Annotated in this window: 26 protein-coding genes and 2 pseudogenes; 11 read left to right on the top strand and 17 right to left on the bottom strand. The window is 32.9% G+C overall.

Annotation, left to right across the window (positions count from 1 at the left end; translation table 11 throughout):
* Window positions 1-27: 27 nt before the first annotated feature.
* On the top strand, window positions 28-1572 hold the full coding sequence (locus ACNO7W_RS14170) for a hypothetical protein (RefSeq protein ID WP_417938625.1): 1545 nt from the start codon (window positions 28-30) through the stop codon (window positions 1570-1572).
* A gap of 168 nt (window positions 1573-1740) precedes the next feature.
* Here the strand turns inward: ACNO7W_RS14170 and ACNO7W_RS14165 are convergent, their stop codons facing one another.
* The gene (locus ACNO7W_RS14165) at window positions 1741-3717 is read right to left on the bottom strand and encodes an alpha-ketoacid dehydrogenase subunit alpha/beta (protein ID WP_417938624.1); all 1977 of its coding nucleotides are present in this window, start codon (window positions 3715-3717) and stop codon (window positions 1741-1743) included.
* A gap of 174 nt (window positions 3718-3891) precedes the next feature.
* Here ACNO7W_RS14165 and ACNO7W_RS14160 point away from each other — a divergent pair, with 174 nt between their 5' ends.
* From ACNO7W_RS14160 to ACNO7W_RS14120, 9 genes are all read left to right on the top strand, one after another.
* Complete coding sequence (locus tag ACNO7W_RS14160; protein ID WP_417938623.1) at window positions 3892-4842, top strand: isopenicillin N synthase family dioxygenase; 951 nt, start codon at window positions 3892-3894, stop codon at window positions 4840-4842.
* A gap of 124 nt (window positions 4843-4966) precedes the next feature.
* Window positions 4967-5296 carry a translation initiation factor gene (locus ACNO7W_RS14155; RefSeq protein WP_143388515.1) on the top strand — a complete coding sequence of 110 codons (330 nt, stop codon included), beginning with the start codon at window positions 4967-4969 and terminating at the stop codon, window positions 5294-5296.
* A gap of 124 nt (window positions 5297-5420) precedes the next feature.
* Entirely contained in the window at window positions 5421-6290 is an 870-nt protein-coding gene (locus tag ACNO7W_RS14150) for a nucleoside phosphorylase (RefSeq protein WP_417938622.1), read from the top strand.
* Window positions 6291-6319: 29 nt separating this feature from the next.
* Entirely contained in the window at window positions 6320-6763 is a 444-nt protein-coding gene (locus tag ACNO7W_RS14145; RefSeq protein WP_417938621.1) for a GNAT family N-acetyltransferase, read from the top strand.
* Complete coding sequence (locus tag ACNO7W_RS14140) at window positions 6760-7152, top strand: VOC family protein (RefSeq protein WP_417938620.1); 393 nt, start codon at window positions 6760-6762, stop codon at window positions 7150-7152. The genes ACNO7W_RS14145 and ACNO7W_RS14140 overlap by 4 nt, the downstream gene beginning before the upstream one ends.
* Window positions 7153-7246: 94 nt before the next feature.
* Window positions 7247-8371, top strand: a complete 1125-nt coding sequence (locus tag ACNO7W_RS14135; protein ID WP_417938619.1) for an SDR family oxidoreductase — start codon at window positions 7247-7249, stop codon at window positions 8369-8371.
* 119 nt (window positions 8372-8490) lie between these two features.
* The gene (locus tag ACNO7W_RS14130; RefSeq protein WP_417938618.1) at window positions 8491-9018 is read left to right on the top strand and encodes a GNAT family N-acetyltransferase; all 528 of its coding nucleotides are present in this window, start codon (window positions 8491-8493) and stop codon (window positions 9016-9018) included.
* Window positions 9018-9869 carry a substrate-binding domain-containing protein gene (locus ACNO7W_RS14125; RefSeq protein ID WP_417938617.1) on the top strand — a complete coding sequence of 284 codons (852 nt, stop codon included), beginning with the start codon at window positions 9018-9020 and terminating at the stop codon, window positions 9867-9869. Before ACNO7W_RS14130 ends, ACNO7W_RS14125 begins: the two co-directional genes overlap by 1 nt.
* 21 nt (window positions 9870-9890) lie before the next feature.
* A complete protein-coding gene (locus ACNO7W_RS14120; RefSeq protein ID WP_417938616.1) occupies window positions 9891-10823 on the top strand; it encodes a transglutaminase in 933 nt (310 codons plus the stop codon).
* Window positions 10824-10868: 45 nt separating this feature from the next.
* Here ACNO7W_RS14120 and ACNO7W_RS14115 read toward each other — a convergent pair whose 3' ends face one another.
* Window positions 10869-11312: a TolC family protein gene (locus tag ACNO7W_RS14115; protein WP_417938615.1), complete on the bottom strand. Its 444-nt coding sequence runs from the start codon at window positions 11310-11312 to the stop codon at window positions 10869-10871.
* Entirely contained in the window at window positions 11297-13138 is a 1842-nt protein-coding gene (locus ACNO7W_RS14110; RefSeq protein WP_417938614.1) for an IS1634 family transposase, read from the bottom strand. The genes ACNO7W_RS14115 and ACNO7W_RS14110 overlap by 16 nt, the downstream gene beginning before the upstream one ends.
* A 121-nt stretch (window positions 13139-13259) precedes the next feature.
* Here ACNO7W_RS14110 and ACNO7W_RS14105 point away from each other — a divergent pair, with 121 nt between their 5' ends.
* Entirely contained in the window at window positions 13260-14540 is a 1281-nt protein-coding gene (locus tag ACNO7W_RS14105) for an IS4 family transposase (RefSeq protein ID WP_417938613.1), read from the top strand.
* A 286-nt stretch (window positions 14541-14826) separates the two neighbouring features.
* Here ACNO7W_RS14105 and ACNO7W_RS14100 read toward each other — a convergent pair whose 3' ends face one another.
* The 14 genes and pseudogenes from ACNO7W_RS14100 to ACNO7W_RS14035 all read right to left on the bottom strand — a co-directional run bounded on the left by ACNO7W_RS14100 (window position 14827) and on the right by ACNO7W_RS14035 (window position 26263).
* Window positions 14827-14940, bottom strand: a complete 114-nt coding sequence (locus ACNO7W_RS14100) for a universal stress protein (protein WP_417938612.1) — start codon at window positions 14938-14940, stop codon at window positions 14827-14829.
* Window positions 14941-14955: 15 nt separating this feature from the next.
* The gene (locus tag ACNO7W_RS14095; RefSeq protein WP_417938611.1) at window positions 14956-15270 is read right to left on the bottom strand and encodes a universal stress protein; all 315 of its coding nucleotides are present in this window, start codon (window positions 15268-15270) and stop codon (window positions 14956-14958) included.
* A gap of 2 nt (window positions 15271-15272) precedes the next feature.
* Window positions 15273-15356, bottom strand: a pseudogene (locus ACNO7W_RS14090) (heavy metal-binding domain-containing protein); the annotation flags it as partial.
* Window positions 15357-16067: 711 nt separating this feature from the next.
* Window positions 16068-18755 carry a multicopper oxidase domain-containing protein gene (locus ACNO7W_RS14085; protein ID WP_417938610.1) on the bottom strand — a complete coding sequence of 896 codons (2688 nt, stop codon included), beginning with the start codon at window positions 18753-18755 and terminating at the stop codon, window positions 16068-16070.
* Window positions 18756-18765: 10 nt separating this feature from the next.
* The gene (locus ACNO7W_RS14080) at window positions 18766-18939 is read right to left on the bottom strand and encodes a DUF305 domain-containing protein (protein WP_417938609.1); all 174 of its coding nucleotides are present in this window, start codon (window positions 18937-18939) and stop codon (window positions 18766-18768) included.
* Window positions 18940-18945: 6 nt separating this feature from the next.
* The gene (locus tag ACNO7W_RS14075; protein ID WP_417938608.1) at window positions 18946-19212 is read right to left on the bottom strand and encodes a hypothetical protein; all 267 of its coding nucleotides are present in this window, start codon (window positions 19210-19212) and stop codon (window positions 18946-18948) included.
* Window positions 19213-19312: 100 nt separating this feature from the next.
* The gene (locus ACNO7W_RS14070; protein WP_417938607.1) at window positions 19313-20182 is read right to left on the bottom strand and encodes a DUF2911 domain-containing protein; all 870 of its coding nucleotides are present in this window, start codon (window positions 20180-20182) and stop codon (window positions 19313-19315) included.
* A 305-nt stretch (window positions 20183-20487) separates the two neighbouring features.
* Window positions 20488-21372, bottom strand: a complete 885-nt coding sequence (locus ACNO7W_RS14065; protein WP_417938606.1) for a hypothetical protein — start codon at window positions 21370-21372, stop codon at window positions 20488-20490.
* A gap of 41 nt (window positions 21373-21413) precedes the next feature.
* The gene (locus tag ACNO7W_RS14060; protein ID WP_417938605.1) at window positions 21414-21872 is read right to left on the bottom strand and encodes a nuclear transport factor 2 family protein; all 459 of its coding nucleotides are present in this window, start codon (window positions 21870-21872) and stop codon (window positions 21414-21416) included.
* Between the two features lie 18 nt (window positions 21873-21890).
* Complete coding sequence (locus tag ACNO7W_RS14055; protein WP_235891722.1) at window positions 21891-22109, bottom strand: GDCCVxC domain-containing (seleno)protein; 219 nt, start codon at window positions 22107-22109, stop codon at window positions 21891-21893.
* A 51-nt stretch (window positions 22110-22160) separates the two neighbouring features.
* Window positions 22161-22490, bottom strand: a pseudogene (locus tag ACNO7W_RS14050) (MerC domain-containing protein); the annotation flags it as partial.
* Window positions 22491-22492: 2 nt separating this feature from the next.
* Window positions 22493-23737, bottom strand: coding sequence for a hypothetical protein (locus ACNO7W_RS14045; RefSeq protein ID WP_417938604.1), 1245 nt, complete (start codon window positions 23735-23737; stop codon window positions 22493-22495).
* A 61-nt stretch (window positions 23738-23798) separates the two neighbouring features.
* On the bottom strand, window positions 23799-25013 hold the full coding sequence (locus ACNO7W_RS14040) for an efflux RND transporter periplasmic adaptor subunit (RefSeq protein ID WP_417938603.1): 1215 nt from the start codon (window positions 25011-25013) through the stop codon (window positions 23799-23801).
* A 2-nt stretch (window positions 25014-25015) separates the two neighbouring features.
* The gene (locus ACNO7W_RS14035) at window positions 25016-26263 is read right to left on the bottom strand and encodes an efflux RND transporter periplasmic adaptor subunit (protein WP_417938602.1); all 1248 of its coding nucleotides are present in this window, start codon (window positions 26261-26263) and stop codon (window positions 25016-25018) included.
* Window position 26264 lies beyond the last annotated feature (1 nt).

The raw sequence follows: 26264 nt of genomic DNA, 5'->3' as shown, positions 1-26264 counted from the left end.
CAACTAATTAAGTTACAATATATTACAATGGCTAACCATCAAAAAGATTTCTTATTTGTATTAATAAAATCCCTTTCAAAGTCTGAAAAAAGACAATTTAAGATTTTTGCAAGCCGACTCGAGACGAGTTCAAATACAAAATTCATCGAATTATTCAACATTTTAGACAAATCAGAAGTGTATGATGAGAAGCTTATTTTGAAAAGTGGTATCATCAAAAAAGTACAATTATCCAACCTAAAGTCCTATTTATACAAACAAATTTTAGTGAGTATTAGATTGAATATTCCGAGTCAAAACATTAGGTATCAGTTAAGAGAACAAATTGATTTTGCTACCATATTGTACAATAAAGGTTTGTACAAGCAAAGCTTAAAAATCTTGGATAAAACAAAGATTCTGGCATTAGAAAATGACGAAAAACTCATGGCGTATGAGATTGTAGAATTTGAAAAATTAATTGAATCCCAGTACATTACACGAAGCATCCAGGGACGCGCCGATGAATTAGTTATTCAGGCCAAAGAGTTAAATTATCGCAATACTATTTCCAGTAAATTATCTAATTTATCCCTGCAGTTGTATGGTATTATGCTCAAAACGGGTTATGTAAAAAGTGACGAGGAATATAAATATATAGACGACTATTTCAATAAACACATTTCTAAATTTGATGAGAAAAAATTTGGATTTCGTGAAAAGTATTGGTTTTACAATGCCAATCTTTGGCATAGTTTTCTAGTTCAGGACTTTTTAGCCAGCTATAAATATGCCTATAAGTGGGTTACCCTTTTTTATGACAACCCCAATATGATTTATCTTAATCCTGTGTTTTTCTTAAAAGGAAATCATTATTTATTGGAGTCTTTATATATGCTCAAATACAAAACAAAATTCAAAAAATATTTATTACGTCTGGAAGAAACCATCAAAGATCCACGCTTTCCTGTTAACGATAATATAGCATCTTTATCATTCCTATATTTATATAATAACAAATTAAATTATCATATTCTGGAAGGCACTTTTGCTGAAAGCGAATACTTAATTCCTGAAGTTTTAGATAAATTAAAAATACACAGTGAACATCTTGATGAACATCACGAAATGTTGTTTTATTATAAAATAGCCTCTATTTATTTCGGTAACGAAAAATACACGGAATCCATATTTTATTTAGAGAAAATCATAAACAACAAAAATCTTACGATGCGGGAAGATTTAATGTGTTTTTCCCGAATTCTTTGTCTGATAGCTCATTATGAATTAGGCAAGGATTATTACTTGGAAAACCAATTGAAAAACACCTATAAATTTTTGTTGAAAATGAATGATTTGCATGAAGTCCAAAAGGAAATCATCAAATTCATGAAAAACTTAAATTCCATTTACCCTAGTGATATCAAAAAAGAATTTGTAAAAATGAGAGAGCGATTTATAGAATTGGAAAAAAACAAGTACGAAAAAAGAGCTTTTCTTTATCTTGACATCATCTCCTGGCTAGAAAGTAAAATCGAAAACCGAAAAATCAGTGACATTATTAAGGAAAAAGCTAAATTGAGTAATCGATAAAATTTTGTGTAATAAAAACGGAGGTTTACAGTACCCGTCTGGACACAAATATTCAGACAAAATTTCAGCCACGAATTTCACTAATTTTCACTAATTATAATAATCTATTGGATATTAGGTTATTTTTAAAATGAAAATTCTAAAAATAACCTATTAAAAGTTCCACTATTAGTATTCCAAAAGTTGTTTCAAATCTTTTTCGAATCTGCCTTTCGGCAAATATTGATCTTCCAATGCTTTTGTAAACGGAATTGGCGTGTCTAAACTCGCCACGCGTTTTACTGGAGCGTCAAGGTATTTGAAACAATTTTCCATTATCATTGCCGAAATATCACTCGCAACTCCCCCAAACATAGAATCTTCCTGATAAATTAGCACTCTCCCTGTTTTCTTTACCGATCTGAAAATTGCTTCGGTATCCAAAGGCTGTAAGGTTCTCAAATCGAGTAAATCAGCTGAAATTTCAGGATTTTTTTCTAATGTTTCCAAGGCCCAGTGCACCGCTGCTCCAAAAGATATAATAGTAACATCATTTCCTTCTTTTAATAAAGCCGCTTTTCCTAATGGAATGGTATAATAATCTTTTGGTACATTTTGGTACACACTTCTGTATAATTGTTTATGTTCAAAGAATAATACCGGATTGGGATCATTGATAGAAGTGTTTAAAAGCCCTTTTGCATCATACGGAAATGCTGGATAAACAACTTTTAGACCCGGAGTTTTGGTAAACCAAGCTTCATTGGTTTGAGAGTGGAACGGACCTGCCTGCGTTCCTCCGCCACAAGGCATCCGAATAACAACATCTGCTTTTTCTAACCAACGGTAATGTGATTTGGCCAGTAAATTGACAATTGGATTAAATCCTGTCGAAACAAAATCAGCAAACTGCATTTCCACAATCGCTTTATACCCATTGATAGACAATCCCATTGCTGCTGAAACCACTGCACTTTCACAAATTGGTGTATTGATAACCCGATCTTTACCAAACTGAGCTACAAACCCATCTGTAATTTTGAAAGCACCGCCATATTCCGCAATATCCTGACCCATGATTACTGAGTTTTCGTGGCGTTCCATCGATTCACGTAAACTGTTTGAAATAGCATCTATAAAACGGATATTTTCTTTTTCTTCTGATGGATTAACTATCTCAAATGTATAGGGTTTATAAACGTCATTTAGCTCTTCACTTAAAGAAGCTTCTATTTCTGGTTCGGCATTGGCGACAGCCAAACTCTCATCAATAGCTGCCTTAATTTCAGCATGTATAGCAGTATCAAAATCGGCTGTAAGAATACCATTTTCAGATAAGTATTTTCTATAATTCTCTACAGGATCTTTAATTGCCCACATATCCATAAGTTCTTGCGGAACATATTTGGTTCCACTCGCCTCTTCATGTCCGCGCATTCTGAAGGTTTTGAATTCCAATAAAACAGGGCGCGGTTTTTCTATCATCGAAGCTTTCAATTCTGACAACAAATTATAGACTTCAAGAATGTTATTTCCATCAACAATATGACTTTCCATTCCGTATCCTTTTCCTTTATCAGCTAGGTTTTCGCAACGGTATTGTTCATTGGTAGGTGTCGAAAGTCCATATCCGTTATTCTCTATCACGAACAGGACTGGCAATTCCCAAACGGAAGCGATATTTAATGCTTCATGAAAATCGCCTTCACTGGTAGCACCTTCACCAGTAAAAACAGCAGTAACTTTTCCGTTTTGTTTTAATTTATTGGCCAAAGCGATTCCGTCAGCCACTCCTAATTGAGGTCCCAAATGCGAAATCATTCCAATAATCTTATATTGTTGTGTTCCAAAGTGAAAACTTCGATCACGACCTTTGGTAAAACCATTGGCTTTGCCCTGCCATTGAGAAAAAAGTCGGTATAAAGGAATGTTTCTTCCTGTAAAAACACCTAGATTTCTATGCATTGGCAAAATATACTCATCAGAATCTAAAACTGCCGTAACGCCAACAGAAATAGCCTCTTGACCAATTCCAGAAAACCATTTGGATACTTTTCCCTGACGTATAAGTATCAACATTTTTTCTTCTATCAGTCTTGGCTTCAGTATTCTTTTATATAAATCTAATAATTGAGCGTCAGTAAGATTTTTTCTGTCAAAGGTCATTTTTTCTTTTTTAATGTATGGTTCAAAGATAAAAAAATATAACAGTTTGATGTTTTTTTGTTATATTTTTTTAATTTGTTTGCGAATTTTAAAATCCAGATAGAAAATTATTCTTTACATTTGTATCTGCAAGGTTTTTAGACGTTGTAAGTTATAAAAAAATATTTTAAAAGTATGCAAAACATTCCTAGTGTTGACTTGCGTGATTTCCTTTCGGACGACCCGAAACGTAAACAAAAATTTGTAAATGAAATCGGAAGTGCATTTGAAGATATTGGCTTCGTAGCACTCAAAGGGCATTTTTTAGACGACCAATTGGTTGCTGAATTGTATGGTGGAATCAGAAATTTTTTCTCTTTGCCATTAGAAACAAAACGCAGTTATGAAATTCCTGGAATCGGCGGACAAAGAGGCTATGTTTCTTTTGGAACGGAGCACGCCAAAGGCAGGAAAGAAGGGGATTTGAAAGAGTTTTGGCACTTTGGACAATATGTATCCAAAGATTCCAAATATGCTTCAGAATACCCTGAAAATGTTGAAGTAAAAGAATTGCCTCGTTTTAATGTTGTAGGTAAAGAAGCTTATCAAATGCTGGAAAAAACAGGCGTTTATGTCCTGAGAGCTTTGGCTTTACACCTTGGTTTGGATGAATTTTATTTTGATAATTATGCCAAAGAAGGGAATTCTATCTTAAGACCTATTCATTATCCACCCATTACGGCTGAGCCAGCAAATGCTATTCGTGCTGCTGCACACGGTGACATCAACTTAATTACTTTATTAATGGGTGCTCAAGGAAAAGGATTGCAAGTGCAAAATCACGATGGTGAATGGATTGATGCCATCGCTGAATCAGATGAATTGGTAATCAATGTTGGAGATATGTTATCGCGTCACACCAATGACAAGTTGAAATCTACAATTCATCAAGTAGTGAATCCTCCTAGAGAATTGTGGGGAACCTCACGTTATTCTATTCCGTTTTTTATGCATCCGGTAAGCGATATGAAATTGGATTGTTTGGAAAATTGTATTGATGCGGAAAACCCAAAAAAATTCGAAGATATTACTGCGGGAGCTTATTTATATGAGCGCTTGGTAGATTTGGGATTAATCAAAAAATAAAACTTAAATTTACGTCAATTAATAAAAGACATTGAGTGTATACTTAATGTCTTTTGTTTTTACTATTTAAAATCTGCGATAATCCGTAAAATCCGTGTTATCTGCGTTCAAAAACATACATAATATGGACTTAAAAGACCAATTAAAAAACCTTTTTCCAAATCACGAAGTATCGCCAGAAGAAGAAATTGATGAAGTTGCACACGAATTATACGTTCAAAAAGAACCCATGATCTGCAAATTCGAAAAACGAAAAGGAAAAGCTACAACTATAATTGAGGGTTATGAAGGAACAGACGAGGATTTTAAAATTCTTGCCAAAGAAATTAAAACCAAATTAAGTGTTGGTGGAACTTTCAAAGACGATTCCATCATCATACAAGGTGATTATCGTGACAAAATTATGACTATTTTAAAAGCTAAAGGTTTTAAAGTAAAACGCGTCGGAGGCTAGAAAAAGTGTTCAGTGTTCAGTAATTAGTGTTCAGTTGGGCAACTTGAAACAAAAAAATAATCAATATCCGGTACTGGCTCCCTCTCCTTTGGAGAGGGTTGGGGTGAGGAATAAACCGTTTAGTATGATACAATCATCCGAATTAATATTAAATCCAGACGGAAGCGTCTACCATTTGAATTTAAGACCGGAACACATTGCGCATGATATCATCTTTGTTGGTGATCAAAATCGTGTGGAAAAAATCACGCAGTTTTTTGATAGCATCGAATTTTCTACTCAAAAAAGAGAATTCAAAACTCAAACAGGAATTTTCAAAGGCAAACGAATTACCGTGATGTCAACTGGAATTGGTCCAGATAATATTGATATTGTCATGAATGAATTAGATGCTTTGGTTAATATTGATTTAAAAACGCGTCAACCCAAAGAAAATCTTACTTCACTAAACATCATCCGCATTGGAACTTCTGGCTCTTTACAAGCTGATATTCCCGTGGACAGTTTTGTGATGTCTACATTTGGACTAGGCCTAGACAACATGCTCCGCTCCTATTTGATTGATGAAGTTTCGAATATTGAAATCGAAAATGCTTTTATAAAACACACCAATTGGGACTTACGAAAAGGAAAACCGTATGTGATTTCGTGTTCTGAAAAATTGGAAAAAATGATAGAAAGCGACAAAATGCATAAAGGAATTACCGCAACAGCCGGAGGTTTTTACGGTCCACAAGGACGTGTGTTGCGTTTGAATATTCAAGACGAAGCATTGAATTCTAAAATGGATAATTTTAGTTTTGAAGGAAATAAAATCACCAATCTCGAAATGGAAACCGCTGCTATATATGGTCTCTCGGCACTTTTAGGACATCATGCATTGTCATTAAACGCTATAATTGCCAATCGGGCTTCAGGAACTTTTAGTGAAGATCCTTATAAAGCGGTCGATGAACTGATCGCATACACGTTGGATAAATTGGCTAAAAATTAAATTCTGATTTTGATATCGAGGCTAAAAAAATGGATGAAATTGAATTGACATATAGAAAATGTTTAAACTCAGACATTGAATACCTTCTTTGGTTAAGAAGAAAAACAATGAATGAGCATCTAATCAATTCAGGTATTGATGTAAGCGACGAAAATCATTTAAACAGAATTATGTTTAAATTTGATCAAGCAAAAATTATTCTTTTAAAGAATCGAAAAATTGGTCTTTTAAAAATACTCGAACATCAAAGCAATATTGAAATAATACAAATTCAAATTGAGCCACTACATCAAGGTAAAGGTATTGGACAAAAAATTATCAAATCGATCATTGAAAAATTATCTGGTGAAAAATTGTCTGTTACATTAAGTGTCCTAAAGGAAAATAAGGCAAAAAAACTTTATGATACTATTGGATTTAAAGTGATTACAGAGAATAATGAATCCTTTATAATGAAATATAAAAAACTATGAACCTACGATTTGCCAGACATACCAACGATTTAGAAAAGATTAAATTCCTTTATATTGATATTTTGGGGTTTGATTTACTTGGAAGTTTTGAAAATCATGTTACTTATGATGGGATTTTCATTGGAAAACCAAATTTAGATTGGCATTTTGAATTTACAAAATCCAGCGAAAAAGCCGATCATCATTTTGATGAAGATGATATTTTAGTACTCTATCCTGAAACTATTTTAGAATATAATAATTTAATGGAAAAGATTTTAGAGTATAAAATTTCAATCATAACTTCAAAAAATCCATATTGGAATGATCCCGAAGTTTCGGGAGGTAAAATGTTCCTTGATCCTGATGGCTACCGAATCGTTATTTCCAATTTGAAAGCAAAAGATTGATAATTATTGATGAACGATTTCAAAAACCCGATGCGACTTTAAACCTGAAATATTTAGTATTTAAAACTACCTTTGCTTTTACAACAAAACGATAATGAAAATAATACTTACAGGTGCTACAGGAGTTTTAGGTTCTCATATTATGTATGAAATTTTGGAACTTTTTATAAATAAGAAAATCGGGGGGAAACTTTTTATTATTGCAAGAAATAAAGGAAAAAACTCTGCCTTAGATAGAGTAAACGAACTCTTATCCAGCAATTATACTCCTAAAATTATAAAAGACAAAGGAATAACAAAATTGCACGAATACATCGAAATCATCGATACGGATTTAGCTGTAATCCAAGATACTTTTTCAAGCCAGATAAAAGATGCTTATTTTATTCACTCTGCAGGATACGTGAATTTGTCCACAGATGAAGAGCAACGGGAGAAAATTTTTGATGAGAATACTAAAATTACAAAATCCCTTTTCAACCTATTTCATCCTTTTATAAAAAAGTTTATTTACATCAGCACCGCTTTTTCATCGGGCGAAAGAAAAGGACTTATTGATAATGATTTTCATAATTTAGATTTTATTCCTGAGCATCGAAACGCATATGAAAATGCCAAATTCCACTCGGAAAACTTTGTTGTAAAACAATGCAAATCTTTGGGATTACCGTATCAAATCTTGCGTCCAAGTGTTATTGGCGGAAAAATGCTGGGAAAAGAAAGTAATTATTTTATTTCAAAATACATGGTTTTTTATCTTTTGGCTAAATTCTTTCACTTTACCGCTCAAAGAAAAAACGAACAGGAAAATGTACGTTTTATCATCAATGAAAAGACCGGATTAAACATAATTCCGGTTGATTATGTAGCAAAAGTAATCGTAAATACTTTCGAAAGGGAAGACATACAACAGCTTAACATTGTAAACGATAAAAGTTTTAATATCGTAAAAGGATTGCAGTTGATAATGAAGGAAGTGGGATACACTAATTTTACTTTAATCCAAAGCTCATTAGATTTTAAATACAAAAACACTATCGAAAAATTGTATTACGAGAGCATTGGCAAACATTTGAAACCGTATCTCATCACCGAAGCCAATGAATATGACACGACATTATTGAACTCCATTCTGGAAATACCAAAACTGGATCATGAAGCATTCACCAATATGATTCGTTATGCAAGATTGAATAATTTTAAAGATATTAATGTGTAATTTTAGGAGCTAATTCCTGCTCTACACTGTATCTTTTGTACTCAAAAAAAATGAGCACAAAAGGATGCCGTTTCGATCAGGGCTAAATCGCTAACCATCAACTTTTTTTTGTAAATATCATGAATCTTATTTTAGAAACCGATCGATTAGTTTTAAGAGAAATGCTGTTGTCAGATGCTGAAGCTTTATTTGAAATGGACAGAAATCCTAATGTACATCAATATCTTTGGAACAAACCTTTAACTGAAATTAGCGAAGTACATTCCTATATAGAATTTGTTAGAGAACAATACATTCAGAATAATATTGGAAGATTTGTTGTTATTTTAAAAGAAACCAATGAATTAATCGGTTGGACCGGATTAAAATACAACACCGAAATTGTAAATAATAAAATTGATTTTTATGATATTGGGTATCGATTAAACGAAAAATTTTGGAAAAAAGGATACGCAAGTGAAGCAAGTTTTACATGGTTAGATTATGGTTTTAATGTAATGAAAATCAAAATTATGAGTGCAGCGGCTCATACGGATAATATTGCATCTAATAAAATTTTACAAAAAATCGGAATGGTTTTAACAGAACAATATCTAGAGGATAACGTTTCTTGGAATTGGTATGAATTAAAAAATCCTAATCTATAATGACAACAATAAAAATAGCAGGCGTTCCGGAACATTTTAATCTTCCTTGGCATTTGTCGATAGAAAACGGAGATTTCGAAAAAGAAAACATCGATTTACAATGGACTGATGTTCCTGAAGGAACCGGAAAAATGTGCCAAATGCTTCGGAATAGCGAGACTGATATCGCCGTAATCCTGACTGAAGGAATCGTAAAAGATATTATTGCGGGAAATCCAAGCAAAATTGTTCAGGTGTATGTGGAAAGCCCTTTAATTTGGGGGATTCACGTGGCGGCAAAATCTAATTATAAGACATTAGCTGATTTAGAAAATACCAAAGTTGCCATTTCCAGATTAGGTTCTGGTTCACAATTAATGGCATATGTCAATGCGGATAATCAAGGTTGGAAAACGGATAATCTCCAGTTTGAAATTGTGAATACCATTAATGGTGCCGTTGAAGCTTTAACCAATGGAACTGCCGATTATTTTATGTGGGAACGTTTCATGACAAAACCTTTAGTTGATAAAGGAATTTTTCGCAGAATTGCAGATTGTCCAACGCCATGGCCTTGTTTTGTCATTGCAGTGCGTGATGAAATTTTGAAAAAAGATCCAAAAACTATTTCAAAAATTTTAGAAATCATCAATCAAACTACACACGAATTTAAAGACATTCCAGATATTGACAAAACTTTAGCATCAAATTACAATCAAAAAATGGAGGATATTCAGGAATGGCTGTCTTTAACACAATGGTCCCAAAAACCATTAACCGAAAAAATGTTAAACAAAGTTCAAAATCAACTATTTCAACTTAAAATTATCAATAAAAAAGGTACTTTTGATAAAATTGTAAAAGCAGTCTAGATTTCTGTTTTTATTGTTACTATGATAAAAATAAAAGAAATTAATTTTCAAGGTATTAAACAAAAATTTCAGGTCAAAAAACCCTGGGACGACGTTATTATTTTTGTTTTGAATATATTGATTGCTATTCCGGTTTTTATAATTGTGCATCAAAACTTAATCAATCCCAATTGGTTTTTGAACATTGACAGAGTAGTTCTGTTTATTGTGATGGTAGTTGCCATTCAAATTATCCTTCGATTCCTCAGAACGATTATTCTCATTTGTATTGTATTGTATTTATTAGTTTTACTTTACGGCTCAGTGATAGGTAATTATGGTTTCAACAGTGTTTTTGAAGATTACAATTCAATGATGTATTCCATGTCTGACAATCCATATCCACAAGATATTATTATTGCCAAACTACTTCCTTTTCCTAATAAATCAAAAATCATTAATGCTATAGAATATCAGAATCCAAAAATCAGGAATTTTGCGGTTATGGCTACTTCAAAGCATTTCAAGAACATAAAAGGATATTCTGATTACAGAACTATTATTCAATGTTTTGCAGTATTTAAAGAAATAAATCAACGATGGAATTATGTGAGCGATCCAAAAGAACGAGATTACATTGCTACTGCAAGCGAATCATTAGGCTATTTCTCTGGTGATTGTGATGATCATTCGATATTAATGGCAGCAAGTATAAAATCTATCGGTGGAACTCCGAGGTTAATTCACACTAAAGGACATATTTATCCAGAAATATTAATTGGTTCCAAAAATGATTTAGAAAAAGTAAATTTTCTAATTAAGAATGTGTTGTTTGCAAATGAAAGCAATGAGAAACAACTTCATTATCATATAGATGAGCGAGGGCAAATTTGGTTAAACCTTGATTATACTGCTACTTATCCTGGAGGCCCTTTTTTATCCGAAGAAATCCTGGGTGCATTAACTTTAGAATAAAACTATTTTAAGAATTGTAAATACTTTAAATTCTTGATTTCATTTTTATAAAATATTATTTTTCAACAGATTTATTTTCAGGTTAACATATTGCAGTTGAAGATTATTTTTCAACACTTCATACTCAGCCGTCAGTAATTGGTTTTTCACTGTAGAATATAAAATCGCTTCTACTTTTCCGCTTTTAAATTTTGCTTGCGTAGTAGTTAGTGATGCTTTGGCATACCTTAGTTTTTCTATCAATTTATTCTGAAGTTGCAAATAATTTTTTTTGTTTTGTTCTTCCAATACGATTTGTTTGTCTAATTGTTGTTTTTCTTGTTCAAAGACCAGTTTTACCTTATCACTTTCTATTTTCGATGCACTGATTTTTTTATTATTTCTAAAGCCATTGAAAACTGGAACGTTCAACTGCATACCAATTTGTTGGTTTTGATTGTTTTCTAATTGGTTCTTAACCCAACTTGCAGGGTTTAGCGTGTGAACCATTGTTGAAAACGAGATTCTTGTTTGAGAAGTTCAGATTTGGGGACTACAAATTTTTTCTTGGTAAAGGGTTGTTTTTTATAGTTTAGGGCTAAATAAATTTCCCTTAGTTTTTGGCTTGGCTCTGAACATTTTTTTATTTCGATTGTATTTTCAAGTACATCTTTTATTTCCGTTGTAACTAACTTTTGGGTATTTGCAATTCTTATTATTTCTTGCCAATCATGATTTATTTTTTTTGCTTTTAGCTGATATCTAATCGTATTTACAATCCAATAGGCTAACAACCCCAGGTTTAAATGTGCCATTGTTGACTCATCGTTTTGATGGTAAATAGGTCGTAAATCCAAGTCTGTTTTTAAGGTTCTAAAAGTGCTTTCAATTTCTCGTATGCAATTGTATATCCTCCAAACAGTTTGCTCATCCCGTTCTTTTAGCGATGTTTTTATAAAATATACGCCTTGTTCTTTTTCTTGATTTACTTGGCTTTCTTTAACTTCCCATTTCATAGAAATTACCTTGCCTGTTTTTTGGTCAGCCAATAAATCGATTTGGTAATGTTTGGCTATCGAGGGATATTTTTGTTGTAATCTCCCTATTTTTTGATTTATGATTTCTTGCTTTTTTATCCCCGATTTTTTGGCTAATCCATTGGCGAGTTTGGTTAATGTGTCTTCATAAAGTGTTTTAAATTTGCGATTCATCGAACGTTCTTTCATCGCTTTCATGTCGCTTTTCACCTTGAAAACACACTGATTTTGTTCTTTATCTTCAATTTCATTCAACTCTATTTTCTGATTTTTTTTATCATAAACTATTGTAGGAATTTCATTTTTTAAGGTATATTTTTTTGGTTTAGTACGGCTTACACATAAATAATCATATCCTTTTTCTGTTACCAATTTCAGGTTTTCATCAGTGGCAATACCAGCATCCATAATGATTAAAGCTTTTTTTGTGGTCTCACTCGTTGCCTCTCGAAGGCTATCAATCATATCGGACAAGGTCTTGCAATCGGCCATATTCCCCTGGTAGATATTGGAATATTTCAAAAAGCCTTCTAGATTTACGACAGCTGCCAAAACAACTAGTTTGGCATCGGTTCGCTTTTCCTTACTACGCCCGTATTGAGCTAAATCACTGTTCTTTTTCTGACCTTCAAAATAGGTGTTGGTTAGGTCGTACAAATAAAATTTATCTTCAATATCAAATAATTCATTGGTCTTTTGAGACAAATATTTTTCCATCTCATCTTTAACTTGATACAAATTCAAGGCAGATTGATATAATTTATCCTTTGTTATTTTTTTGATTGGATAAGCGGTTAATTCACAAATGGCCGAATTTTCTTTTATCCATTTACTGGTTCTGTTTTCGCTCGCAGGATAAACGGCTCTGCTTATGATTTGAGTAAGTGCCAATTGAATCTGTTCTTCGGACCATTTTTTATCCAATAAAAATTGGTCAATTTTCAATTGCTTCAATGTTTGCAAACTCATCCACTCACCTCCAAGTTCACGTGCTTCAGTATGTTTTAGAGAGTTCAAATCTACATTGTGCATGTCTTTTTTGGAAGAATGAGAATTATCTATTTTGTTTGATTTGAGTATTTTGAAATACAGTTCATCAATATACTCCCAAAGATGTTCTTGTAAATCATCTTCAAACAAGCTATTTTTTCCATTCAATTTTTCCGTTAATTTTTTCTGGATATAATTCAATTCCTCAGCCGATAAATGATCGATAAATCCGGCAGTTACGATGGTTCTGTTTCTAACAATGTCGTTTTGATCACGAAAACTTTCTACCAATCGATAGTAGGATTCCATTTTTCCTGTTTCAGGATTTCGACGAAAAGTAGATTTGAAATCATAGCTGTCCGAACGAATAAGATATAAAAAAGGGTCGATATTTCCTAATTTTGGAATGCGAATTTCAAAAAAATAAAATATGACCCTTTCGACAAAAATAGGAAAAAAATCAGAAACACCATTATTTGGTCAAATACTAAATTTAATCCCCAATCACTTATTGATCACTGTTATTGACAAGAATTTATCAGACAAACATTGTTCAAAGTACAAAACCAAAGATCAGTTGGTCTCGATGATGTTCGGACAGTTAAACAAGTGTTTGTCTTTACGGGAGATATGTATTGGATTAGGTAATACCCCTGAATTCATCACCGATTTAGGGCTAGAACAAAGCCCAGCTCGCAGCACAATGAGTGATGGTAATGCAAAACGAGATTATAAAGTTTTTGAAAATTTGTACTCAGGCCTTATGGATTACTACAAAGGAACCTATTCTAAACGGCCAGAGTACAAGGTGATTCAAGAAATTAAAGGTAAGAATATAAAGATAATCGATGCCACGACAATGAGTGTGTGTTTGAGTTTGTTTGACTGGGCAAACTTTCGGACAGCTAAAGGCGGAATTAAGACTCATGTGAGTTTAGATGAAGCTACTATGGTTCCTGATATGATAAATATAACAGAAGCCAAAGTAAGCGATCGAAGAGGATGTGATAATTTTCGATATGAGAAAGATACAATAGTGGTTGACGACAGAGGATATTTTGATTTTAAACTCTTCCGAACAAGAATTGATGACAAAAACCATCTCGTAACTCGTATCAAGTCAAATATCGTTTATGAATCAATTATTGAAATGGTATTGCCTAAAGATAAAGACCAGCATATTCTAAAAGACGAGATTATAAAGTTCACAAGTGTGTCTGCCGAGGCAGCAGGAATGAAGGATGTTTTGATGAGGCGAGTAGCTGTTTATATCGAAGAAGACAATCGGACAGTAGAATTGATAACAAACAATATGATGTGGTCTGCCGCTACCATTGCAGAATTGTACAGAAGAAGATGGCTTATCGAAACCTTTTTCAAGCTTATAAAACAAAATTTACAGATAAAAACCTTTCTTGGAACAAGCCAGAATGCCTGCAAATCTCAAATATTCATTGGACTCATTACCTATTTTATACTTGAATTGATACGCAGAACAATTAGTACGGTAAAACACAAATTCGGACACTTTGTAACTTTGATTAGAATATGCCTAATACAGTATCGGGGATTAGATTATATTGTAAATGGAATAACTGACACAGTCAAGAAGGGAAGGCAAAAGAATAAAGATATGCCTAATCCTTGTCAGCAAACAATGAAATTTAGAAGTAAAAAAAATAATTCAGAGCCAAAAACTGCCTTTTTTTAAAATTAAATAAATGAATAACAGTTAGTTAGTGATTAAAAATTTGGTTTTTAGAAAATGTTCGGACAGCTATGATTTGAAATACATTTAGTAAAAATCGTAAATATTCCCATTAAAGACAAGATTTGCTGGGGACTACAAAACGGAATTTGATTAAAAAACAGCTGTTTCGAATATATAAAACACAATTTTAAAGGTAAAAAACTTACACAGACTATTGAAAAAAGGACTTGTTTAACAAATAATTAACGTTTATTGCCGTTCAATCCTGCAAGTTGGGTTAAGTTTTTTATTTACGAACAATTTCTACAGAACATTTTGCATGTAACGCAACTGAATGCGCAACTGAACCCAAAATAAAACGCTCGATGGCTCCATATCCGTGTGAACCGACTATTATCAAATCGGCTCTAAAATTTTAGGCTTCGTCAAGTATTACGCTTTTTGGTGAACCTTCAACTACTTTTGTGGTTACTAACAGATTTGGATTTTTATTTTCAAGAATTTCGGCTGCACTTTTTGCGTTTTTTTCTGCATTTTTAAATGCGTTTTCATCAAATTGTGCATAATATTCGTGAGAAACACCCATTGGCTCTAAGGTGTTTACAATGGGTGTAATTTCATAAGCGGCAAGAATGCACACTTCGGTTTTGGGCGGAAATGGTTTGTTGGCAACTTCATTAATTGCTGTTTTACTATATTTTGAACCATCAGTTGCTAGTAGAATTTTCATTGTTTTTCCTCCACTAAATTCATTCCGCATTTAGGACATTTTCCGGGTTTATCCGAAGTAACTTCTGGATGCATTGGGCAGGTGTAGGTGTCCGGTTTTCCCTGATTATTTTTTCTGTGTCTCATCCTCATCATAGGCAAAACACAGCAAGCAGCTAGAATAATTGCGAATACTATCCAGCTATAATTATTCTGGTTTGCCTGTAGTAATTCTGTTAAAATGATAATTGTTGTCATCGTGATTTGTTTTTATTGTTGGTTTTTTTTGAATGCTTTAAATAGTGTTATAGATATTCGATAAGAATTGCAATTAGCAGTACGGTGAATAAAAGCCATCTAAAAATACTAATCTTGGATTCCGCGGATGATACAGCTACTATTTTTGTCATTTGCTTTTGATTCCTTGTGCTTATAAGATGACGGAGCTAAAAAAAAATGCAAAAACTTCACTGCACATTCTGACATGCTTCGTTACAACTTTTAATTTTTCGATGACTCATCTTATTAAATTTCAATTGTGAATGAATTTGCGCAGTATAAAGGTAGCTTTTTAACCTGTAAAAGGCGACGTAATTTTATAAAAATAGTTGCTTAATTTGCACATTACTAAGTATATATAGCGTAATTTAAGAAATTATAACTACAAAAAAAGAGGCTGTCTCAAAACTAAAACAAGTCCTTGAGAATTGAATATTCGAGACATAGTCTCCGATAGGAGTCCGAACAAAAAACAGAAAAAGAGGCTGTCTCACAATTCGTGAAATAGCCTCTTTTTTACAAATTTTAAATTTGAGTTTTTTAATAATTCAAAGTAGCACCAAAACCAAATTCCATATCACTATCATAGTGCGTAGTTATTCCAAAGTTTCTTTTGACAATGTATTTTAAACTAGCCAAATATTCTTTGTCGGTATTCCACATTAAACTCATTCGTAGTCTTTTAGAAACTGGAATATCTTTTCGTTCAAACTGTAAACGTACATTTCCATCGGTGAATACTTCGACTTGTGCCATTATAAGCATTGGCAAAGTATAATTAACCCCTGCACTAAAAACAGCTCTTTTGTCTTTGGTATTTGTTTGCCCAAATAGATTTCTTTCTTGCTCGTCTATTCCCTTTTTTCTATATCTCCAATCAAAACCTACAAAAGGCATGATCCATTGCATTTTGCCGATATATCGCCCAATATGAGTTTCGGTTTCGTAGCCGTGCATAGTTTTGTAACCCAAACGCCATTCTGTGCCAATACTCCAACGCGTACTTTGATACATCGCTTCTCCATCGTTTCCGTTTGTGGCAAAATCATTTTCAGCCATAAAATGGAACTCTCTGTCGTCTGCAAATAATTTGCGTTGTGCCAATTTAGGGTTTGGTATTTCGGGATTTGGTGTTTGATTTTCATAAGAGAAAACTCTTCCCATTCCGCTCATCATGTGGTACAGAATATGGCAATGGAAAAACCAATCGCCACTTGCATTTGCATTGAATTCTAAAGTATCGGTTTCCATTGGCATTATATCAATGATGTTTTTTAGTGGTGCGTAATCACCTTGTCCGTTGATTACTCTAAAATCATGTCCGTGCAAATGCATTGGGTGTCGCATCATAGAATTGTTGTGTATAACGATACGCACATTTTCGCCTTTTTTTATTAAAATTTTATCGGCTTCTGAAACTACTTTGTTGTCTAAACTCCAAACATAACGATTCATATTTCCTGTCAGTTCAAACTTTAACTCTTTTACGGGTACGTCTTTCGGAAGATTGGTTTTTGTTGGCGATTTTAGCATGGCATAATTTAATGTAACAATATCAGAAAGTGCATTGGAATCATATTGATTGTCCATGCCGTGCATTTTATGGTCGCCCATATTCATCGCATCTTTTTTCTCCTTGCCTATATCCTTATCTTTCATCTCCTCTTTATTCATCTCCATTCCATTCATTTTATCTCCCTCCATATTCATATCTGGCATTTTATCGTCGCCTTTTTTCTTTAGCTCACCTGTTATTTCCGGATACATAACTACATTCATATCCATTTGGTTGAGGCTCATCTGCATTCCCATATCATCTAAATCTCCATTCATTTTCATCATCCCGTTCATCATCTTCATTCCTTCAAAATATTTTAATTTGGGTAGAGGAGCTGTTAATTGCTTGATACCATTACCTAAATACAAGGACGCTGATTTTGTGCGGTCTTCTGGTGTGGCAAGAAATTCATATGCAGTTTTGTCCGCTGGTATAGTGACCACAACATCGTAAGTTTCAGAAACAGCAATTAGCAGCCTGTCTACTTCAACTGGTTCTACGTCGTTTCCATCGTTTGCCACAACGGTAATTTTGCCACCAGCATATGTCAACCAGAAATTGGTTGATGCGCCACCGTTTGCAATTCGTAAACGGACTTTATCGCCTGCTTTAAATTGTGTAAGTTGGCTTTCGTTTTTTCCGTTTATTAAGAATTTATCGTAAAAGACATCACTCACATCCATTGCATTCATTCTTTTCCATTCGTTTTTGAGTTTGGTTTTAAAATAGCCGCTTCTTATGGCTTCCGCATAACTTTGGGTTGTTCCTTTTTTAATGGCAAACCAATCGGAAGCATTATGCAACATTCGGTGAACGTTTTCAGGGTTCATATCTGTCCATTCACTTAAAACTAATGGAACGGTTGGCAAATCATCAATACCTTTTCTAAAAGTTGGATCATCTGCTTTTTTATTCATAACGAAAGAACCATACATACCAATTTGTTCCTGCAGACCGGTATGGCTATGGTACCAGTGCGTACCGTGTTGAATAATTGGGAAGGTATACAAATACGTAGTATGTGGCTTTATAGGCATTTGCGTAAGATTGGGCACTCCATCGTATCGATTGGGTAGCATTAGTCCGTGCCAATGCAAGGATGTTTCTTCGTCTAGCTCATTATGTACATATATTTCAGCAATGTCGCCTTCCGTAAATGTTAATGTAGGCATAGGTATTTGTCCGTTTACGGCAATGGCTCTTTTAGGTTTACCTGAAAAATTTACAATTGTATCTCGTACATATAAATCATATCTAACTATTCTTGGCGGTGTATTATTTACAATTGTTTTTATGGGTTCTAGATTTGCTTTTGGCATATCCATATTACCCATATTATGATTTTGATGTGTATCATTAGTATCCGTTTTCATATTGTCCATGTCTTCCTTCTTTTTAGAAGCCTTTTTCATGGGCATTTGCATTTCATCATGCTTCTTCACCACCATTTTTTTAACCGTTTTCGCTTTTTCCTTTATCAACGTCATTCCGCATTTAGGGCATTTTCCCGGTTTGTCAGCGTGAATTTCGGGGTGCATTGGACAGGTGTATGTTGTGGGCTGCACCTTTTGCGCCTTTTCTTTTTTTGACATATCCATACCTTTCATATCCTGTGCTTGTGCAAAGGAATAAATAGCGAGAATGAATGTTAATACTATTATTCTTTTCATTTTTTTGATTTTAAATTGATTTACTAATTCTAATAATAATTTTATTTAATTCTTTAAGCTTTGCTTTCATTTGGTCAATCTCCGCTTGCTGGCTGGTAATAATATTTTTAATTAATTCCTTTATTTCAGGGTCGGTTACCGATGCCTCTTTTCCCATTAATATTGCTGCGGCATGGTGCGGCATCATTGATTATAAAAATTCTCTATCTCCAACCGCTGCCTGTTGCCTAATGCCTGCAAAAAATAGAATCAAAGCAATAAAACCAGTGACAACCAGTGAAATATTTAATTTCTTATTTCCGTACATGCTACCCATTACTAGAAGTTCAATTATGAGCATCGGCATGGTCATCAGTCCAGCCATGTAAAATTGGTTTATATTGGGTATTACATTGGCAAAAACATCTACCATTGAATACATTAGTATGTACATAGCTATAAATGATACCACTATCATAATCGCTAATTTCTTGTACATAGTCAAACTTAATTCTTATGAATGCTCTTCTGTTGTGTGTTTCATTTCCATAATTTTTTGATTTAAAAATTAATTGAATTTATTTTTTCAATAGTAATTCCAACGCTAAAATTTGTTTTTTAAGTGATTCTACACTTTTCATTTTTTTTAATTCTGCAATTGATAGAGCTTTTTTACCTGCTTCAATTGCACTTGGATAGTCTTTTAGTTCCGTTGCTATTTTTTGTCTTAAATTAGGATAGTAAAAATTTTCTGGATCTAATTTTTCGGCTTCTAAAAGCCAAACTATTACTTGTTTGTAATCTCTGTTTGTACTGTAATAATAATTTGCTGCTTGAAAAAATAAATTAGCATCTTGATTTTTTTCTTTAATGATATGTTTGTCTATTACTGCTAAAATATTTTCGTCTGCTTTACTTTTTAATGGAATTTTCACCATCGAATTTTCCCATATTATTTTTAGAAATCCCTCCCCTTTGCTGTTAATGTCATTCATTTCGATTGTAAATGTTTCATAAAAACTTGGTATGCTTTCTGCTGGAACTGTAAAACGAAAAACATCTTTTTTAGCATCATATCCAGTTTCGCCGTGTAATGTTGTATCTGTATTTACAATTATTGTCCACTCCTTTTTTGAAGGTATTGTCAATATTGAGTAACTACCCATTTTTAAAGTAGTATTTCCAAACACAATATCTTCATTGGTAGTTATTGAAGTACAATCACTAGCGCCAGTTCGCCAGAGCTTTTCAAAAGGGACTAATTCACCAAATATTTTTCTGCCTCTTGCTAGTGGCCTGCTGTAAGAAACTTTGATTATTGTGCTACCCAATTCTTGTTCAAATGATGCGGATGGACTTGCAGAAGTTAGTTTTATTTGAACTTTTTCTTGTGCCGAAATTATTAAAGCTTGTAAAATAAAGAGGTGTATTAGAATTATTTTTTTCATGGTTTTTGATTTTAAATTGATTTTCTTTTTTTATTATTTTAGTTTTCCTTCGGTTCCGCTGTTGCCCGGGTTTCAGTTTGCTTTTACCTGATTAATTTATAATTGTCCCTTTTACATAAAGGTAGTAACGGACAGTTTTTTGTGCAAATGCACCATTAGACAAGAGCATAAACAGTATGATTGCCTTGCTACATGATTTTTTGTACGTTGATTTGGATTTTAAAATGTTTGAAATCCAAATAACTATTTTTTTTAATGTTTTTACTTTTTTTTATTCCAATTATTAATTCATTTATTTCTTCCGGTCAATGTTCATCAGTACGGATAAACACGTAAAAATAAAATCCTGACAATCCTATAAATAAATTCCACAAACTATGTGCTTGAAAATAACTGTTTGGATTAAACAGAATCGTATGTTTATCGAACTTGAACCAAACAAGGGCAATCATAGTAAAAATAACGCTTAGAACCAGGTAATTGAGGTTCATTTTCTTGTGGCTAGCTAAGATAGTTGTAATAGCAAATGCAAAAAAAATCAGAATGCATACAAAGGATACTATTTGTTCCTTACCCCTTGGGGTAAAAAAGGAGAGCAAAAGGCAGACAGTGATGTAAATTAAATAAACTACAACAGTTATTTCCTTTTTTGAGATGCGTGACTGTTTCCAATTGATAGAAAGCAACCACCGATAGGAAAAATACATTACAGGAAAAAGCGAAAAAAAATATACAGCTGAGTAATCAATTTTAAGAGCCGGTTTTATAAGCGAAGCATGATAAAATGTGCTGGCAAAAAAAACATATAACAGGATGAAGATAAAAAATATTTTATGAATCAGATTCTTATTATTTTGGTTGTATGTGCCACTATTCTTCAATTCTTTCTGACTTTCTTTAAAAATAATGATTGCCACTATTAAATAAATTATTCCACTAAATACACTAACTGGATGACGCACCGGTTTGTTCATTTCAATTTTTTCGCTAAGCATTCCAACTGTTTTATGATCTACTGGGAAATCTTTCCAGAAATCCTCAAGTAATGGATTATGATTAAGCCACCAAATAGCTAAAGCAAAAAGCAAGGTTATGGCTAACAACAGGACAACCGTTCCTGTTCCAATAAAAATATCAGGGCATACTATGCGTTTCTTTTTGGAGCAGTATGTTAGAAATTTTTTAATCATTATTCTTGTTACCTTATATTAGTCCAATCTAAGCAATATTGCTATTTTCTTGAAGAATTATGACTAATCATGATTTTCCATTCACCGTTTACTTTCTTTAAAACACTTGTAGCTATTCCTTTTCGTTTAAATTCTTTATTGTCTTTAGCTACTACAACTGTATAATTATACGTTTCGGGCGAAAATGCATATTCGTCACTTACGTTAACATCAACTTTATAATCGCTGAAAGTGAACGATTTAAATTCTTTCATTTCGGGCGCAAGGTGATGTTCTAAATAGTGAGCATAGCTACCTTCATTACCACCTGATTCATATAATTTAGAATCGGAAGTAAATAACTTTTCTGTACCAGTAATATCTAATTTTTCAACAGCAGTATTGTATTGGTTTAGCACAGCTTTTACAGCATCTGAGTCTTTGTCTTGGGCAAACATACTTGTTGTTGTTGATAATAGTAATAAAAGAACTTTTGCGAACATTTTTTTTGATGATTTCATTTTTACTTTTTAAAAATTTTAACAACAACTTTCACCCGCCTGTATTGACGGACATTTTACAGTTCCATAACTACAATAAACACAACATTCACCTTGTTTTGGTTTTAATATTGTTTTGCAGTTTTCACATTCATAAAAGAATTGACAAGCATCTGTAGGCATTATTTCGTCTTTTTTATGTCCACAATTGGGACAAGTCAAAGTTGATTTTAGTTCCACTTCCTTACCGTTGTAGATTAAACAAGTGTTACAAGTATTGTACAATTTATTTCTATAATAATTTACTCCAGTTGCTATCAATAATCCAAACATACCTATATAAATAAAATAAGGGTTGCTGTTAAAATAGTATCCGTAATAAATTAATAAAACCGATGGTGCCGCTATCAATAAAGGATAAACACTACGATGTTTACGATAAGAAATGATTAATCCTACAATAGAAATTAAAACCATTACCAGAAATATCCACATTGTACACCCTCCAAACAACTCAAAACTACCCAATCCAAATGTTGATGCTCCGAATGCAAAAAGAGGAAAACAACAAGGCGAAAATATTGCTGTAAAGAACAGACCGCCTGTACCTAATTTGTCGATGTTATTTTTCAGTTTCATTTTTAAATTGATTTTGCAATTTTTTCCATTATTGAATAGTCTGAGCCAAATTTGCAAATCGCATCACATTGACTTCGCAATTCTGAAAACAGAATGTATTTGATATTCATTTTCGAATTTTTTATGACTGGTCTATTTAGCTGAAGAATCACATCTTTTTCGCGACTGTCCGGAATGATGATATAAAATACCTCTTCGCCATTGGAAATACTAAAATACAAGTCGGAAAGTCTTAAAATTCCAGAATAAATACTCGTGCTTTTTTCTACTTCAAATGCTCCAATGATTTTACTTGTTCCTTTTTGAAACCAAAGCACATCGATGAGTTTGATTGTGTTTTGGGTGTCTTTGTCCGTTGGTAATTCTGGAAATTTACTAATTGATATAAACGAAAAACTTTGACCATTGAATGCTTTGCTCTTGTCATTACTGGCTGGTGTAACATCATAACCCAATGAAACTCCAATTTTAAGTAAGTGGTATTGCATTTCGTTATGAAGATTTTCTGCTAATTTTTCTTCCTGAATTTCTTTTTGTCGTTTTAGTATGTTCTTTTCAAACTTTGTACGTTCTACTTCGCTTAAATATTCATCGTTACCAATTAGCATTTTTTGGGTTCCAATTTCAAAACACAAACCTGCAATCGCTCCTAAATCATTTGATAATTCAGATTTATGTTTGCTGTTGGTTTCTATTAATGTCTCTCTAATTTTTAAATATTCTGTCCAACTTCCTAACTTCTTTTTGTCTTTGAATAAAAAATTAAATCCGTTGAGAATAGCTGTATTGAATGGTGGAAACCAAGTAGGATGTAAAAAATATAAAATACTGGCCACTGCTGGACCTAAACCTTTTATTTTTAATTCATCTAATTTTACAATCTCTTTTATAACTTGCTCCTCGGTTTTTGCGTTTATACAGTTTTCGAGAAATTGCCCAAAAGCGATTTTATTATTTTGATTTTCGTAAATATCTGGAATTCTTAATTTTGGTTTCCAATAAAAAGGATGTGCAACTCCAACAAATATTTGTTTTTGTTCTGCAATACAACTCAATACAAACTCTAAACTACTGCCCTTGAAATCGTTCGGAAAAGTTTTGCTTTTTATGTCGTCAATCACTTGCAAAACACCTCTACGAATGGTTCGAAAGGCTTTTAATCGTTGGTCATTATCTACAAACCATGTGTTGTAAACGCTTTCTGTATCGGTTTTGTATTGTTGTATTATCTGCGTTAGGTTATTCATTTTTACTTTATGTATAAATTTGCTTTCAATTTAATATTTTCATAATCATTGACACCTAATATCACATTTTCATTCCCTCCATAGGATCACTTCCTTTGCGGAATTTGTATTCACTATTTATGGCATACGCTCCAGTAATCACCACTTTTTTTGCGCTGTCTATTTCCGATTTAATTTCAATCATCCCATTGGTTTCCACTCCTGTTTCCACCATTAGGCTTTCAAATACTCCCGGTCTTTTCTCAATCCATATATAAGAAGCATTTTCTTCTCTGATAACAGCATCAGTAGGGATGAATACTCCTTTTATATTGGATTGTGTCAATTTTGCAATGGCCTGCATTCCGGGTTTCAACAGCAAGTTTTGATTGGACACTTCCATTCGAATTAAAAGCAGTCTAGTATCTGGATTTATTTCCGGATTAATGAATAAAATTCTTGCGTTTACAGTTTTTTCTGGAAAATCTATAAATGAAACTTTGGCGTTTTGCCCAAGGTGCACGCTTTTCGCATAGTTTACGTTTACTTGTGTTTCAAGCCAGAGACTATTTAAATCTGTCAATTTAATTATACCGGCACCCTCCATTGCATAACTGCCTTCTGTTGCTATTATCTCCGAGATAGTTCCACTGCTATTACTATAGAAAATAGTGTACGGAGAAATTTCTTTACTCGATTTTATAGTTTCAATTTGGGCATTGGATAAACCAAAGAATAATAGTTTTTGTTTGGCAGCAATGAGCATAGTACGTGCATTTTTTCCAAAATCACCTGGCATGGTAAGTTGTTTGTATGCTGTGAAGTAATCTTGTTTGGCTATGGCAATATCTTCACTATACAATTGATATACTGGTTCGTTTTTAGCAACATAATCTCCAACCGTTTTGAAGTATAACTTTTCAATTCGCCCCATTGCTCTAGCAGAAATGGTGTTAATTTTTTCTTGATTAATTGTTAAAACCCCTGTATAATTTTGCTCTAAACTGCTTTGAGTTGTTGCAACAGTTTGCGTGGTGATGTTCCCCAATTGTAGCTGCTGTTTACTCAAGCTTATCTCATTTGCAGCTGTGTCGTCACTTTTTATTGGAGTTAACTCCATATGACAAATGGGACATTTCCCGGGCTTATCTTCCTTTACTTGAGGATCCATAGAACAAGTGTAAAAAATAGTTTCTTTGTTTTTATGTTTGCTATGGTCTTCTTTGTTTTTAGTATTGCAAGCTATAAATACTGTAAGTAGTATTGATAGTAAGCCTATTGTTTTTATCTTTTTCATAATTACTCGGTTTTAATAAAGCTTTCGCTATCAATTAAATATTGTGCATTTTTTGCAAGGGTATCTTCAACGGAAATTCCACTGATAATTTGAATAAAATCATCTATTTCAATTCCTGTTTTTATTGCAGTTGCTTTAAAGCCATTACTCCTTTTTATAAAAACTATTTTCTTGTTGCCAATACTCACCAATGCTTGTTTTTGCAACCAAACACCTTGTATTGAATTTGTTTTCACAATTCCTTGTAATCGCAGACCTATGGGGAATTTCAGTTTATTGTTGTTTAGGTATACCCTAATTCTATTGGATTTATCTGCTGGATTAAATTGAGTTTCAATAAAATTTATTTGTGCATCCATGAATTCATTTTTGTCTAATTCTGTAGCAATTTTGATAGATTGATTGGTTTTGATTAGACTATTGTAACCTTGACTAACATTAAAGATACCCCATACTTTATCTGTATTTACTAATTTAAAAACTACTTCTCCCTTTTTTATATAGTTACCTTCCTTTATATTTAATATTTCGGTATTGTTACTTGCACTTTGCATCGACGAATTGGTTGTATTATCCATTTTTTCTGTTCCATCAATAATTCCAGAAGCTGGACTGTAAATTGAAACTTGAGGATTTACTTTTTTGGAAGAAGACAATGAATTTATCTGATTTTTAGTCATTCCATAAAGCAATAATTTTTGCTTTGAGGCTTTAATAATTGATGTATTATCGGAATCATTAGAAACTAAATAAATAAAATTTTGCTGTTCTGTTAATAATTCAGGGCTGTATAAATCAAATAATTTCTGTCCTTTAGCTACTTTTTGGTACTTATAATTGACATACATTTTTTCTATTCTTCCACTTATTCGAGCAGCAATATTTACTGATGAATTTGAATCGTAAGACACTATTCCAGGTAAGTTTATCTCACTGCTTAATGTCGTGTCTTTAGCTGTTGTAGTTTGATAATTCCCGACGATAAAATTATCAGTAGGTTTCAAAAGATTGTCAATAGAATTGTCTTCCTCAGCTTGGCTTTCTGTTATTTTTTTCACCAAAGTCATTCCGCAAATAGGACAGTTTCCGGGTTTATCTCTAATAATTTCGGGATGCATAGAACAGGTATAAACTTCTGTTTGATGTGAATTCTCCGAATGATTCCCTGCTTTTATGACAAAGAAATAGACAGCAAATCCTATACTAGAAATTACGATTAAAATTAAACTATATTTTAAATATTTATTCATA

Origin of the sequence: Flavobacterium sp. ZB4R12, from assembly GCF_048276375.1 — a bacterium.
In the GTDB taxonomy this organism is placed as follows: domain Bacteria; phylum Bacteroidota; class Bacteroidia; order Flavobacteriales; family Flavobacteriaceae; genus Flavobacterium; species Flavobacterium gawalongense.
This window is presented reverse-complemented; position numbering and strand designations above follow the sequence as displayed.

Coding starts and splice junctions, on each gene's coding strand:
- ACNO7W_RS14155 (WP_143388515.1), top strand. CDS start 4,967: ATGGACTTAAAAGACCAATTAAAAAACCTTTTTCCAAATCACGAAGTA.
- ACNO7W_RS14170 (WP_417938625.1), top strand. CDS start 28: ATGGCTAACCATCAAAAAGATTTCTTATTTGTATTAATAAAATCCCTT.
- ACNO7W_RS14095 (WP_417938611.1), bottom strand. CDS start 15,270: ATGAAAATTCTACTAGCAACTGATGGTTCAAAATATAGTAAAACAGCA.
- ACNO7W_RS14065 (WP_417938606.1), bottom strand. CDS start 21,372: ATGATTAAAAAATTTCTAACATACTGCTCCAAAAAGAAACGCATAGTA.
- ACNO7W_RS14060 (WP_417938605.1), bottom strand. CDS start 21,872: ATGAAATCATCAAAAAAAATGTTCGCAAAAGTTCTTTTATTACTATTA.
- ACNO7W_RS14105 (WP_417938613.1), top strand. CDS start 13,260: ATGACCCTTTCGACAAAAATAGGAAAAAAATCAGAAACACCATTATTT.
- ACNO7W_RS14130 (WP_417938618.1), top strand. CDS start 8,491: ATGAATCTTATTTTAGAAACCGATCGATTAGTTTTAAGAGAAATGCTG.
- ACNO7W_RS14045 (WP_417938604.1), bottom strand. CDS start 23,737: ATGAATAACCTAACGCAGATAATACAACAATACAAAACCGATACAGAA.
- ACNO7W_RS14075 (WP_417938608.1), bottom strand. CDS start 19,212: ATGATAGTGGTATCATTTATAGCTATGTACATACTAATGTATTCAATG.
- ACNO7W_RS14145 (WP_417938621.1), top strand. CDS start 6,320: ATGGATGAAATTGAATTGACATATAGAAAATGTTTAAACTCAGACATT.
- ACNO7W_RS14135 (WP_417938619.1), top strand. CDS start 7,247: ATGAAAATAATACTTACAGGTGCTACAGGAGTTTTAGGTTCTCATATT.
- ACNO7W_RS14120 (WP_417938616.1), top strand. CDS start 9,891: ATGATAAAAATAAAAGAAATTAATTTTCAAGGTATTAAACAAAAATTT.
- ACNO7W_RS14160 (WP_417938623.1), top strand. CDS start 3,892: ATGCAAAACATTCCTAGTGTTGACTTGCGTGATTTCCTTTCGGACGAC.
- ACNO7W_RS14140 (WP_417938620.1), top strand. CDS start 6,760: ATGAACCTACGATTTGCCAGACATACCAACGATTTAGAAAAGATTAAA.
- ACNO7W_RS14070 (WP_417938607.1), bottom strand. CDS start 20,182: ATGAAAAAAATAATTCTAATACACCTCTTTATTTTACAAGCTTTAATA.
- ACNO7W_RS14165 (WP_417938624.1), bottom strand. CDS start 3,717: ATGACCTTTGACAGAAAAAATCTTACTGACGCTCAATTATTAGATTTA.
- ACNO7W_RS14080 (WP_417938609.1), bottom strand. CDS start 18,939: ATGCCGCACCATGCCGCAGCAATATTAATGGGAAAAGAGGCATCGGTA.
- ACNO7W_RS14035 (WP_417938602.1), bottom strand. CDS start 26,263: ATGAATAAATATTTAAAATATAGTTTAATTTTAATCGTAATTTCTAGT.
- ACNO7W_RS14125 (WP_417938617.1), top strand. CDS start 9,018: ATGACAACAATAAAAATAGCAGGCGTTCCGGAACATTTTAATCTTCCT.
- ACNO7W_RS14040 (WP_417938603.1), bottom strand. CDS start 25,013: ATGAAAAAGATAAAAACAATAGGCTTACTATCAATACTACTTACAGTA.
- ACNO7W_RS14150 (WP_417938622.1), top strand. CDS start 5,421: ATGATACAATCATCCGAATTAATATTAAATCCAGACGGAAGCGTCTAC.
- ACNO7W_RS14085 (WP_417938610.1), bottom strand. CDS start 18,755: ATGAAAAGAATAATAGTATTAACATTCATTCTCGCTATTTATTCCTTT.
- ACNO7W_RS14115 (WP_417938615.1), bottom strand. CDS start 11,312: ATGGTTCACACGCTAAACCCTGCAAGTTGGGTTAAGAACCAATTAGAA.
- ACNO7W_RS14110 (WP_417938614.1), bottom strand. CDS start 13,138: ATGGAATCCTACTATCGATTGGTAGAAAGTTTTCGTGATCAAAACGAC.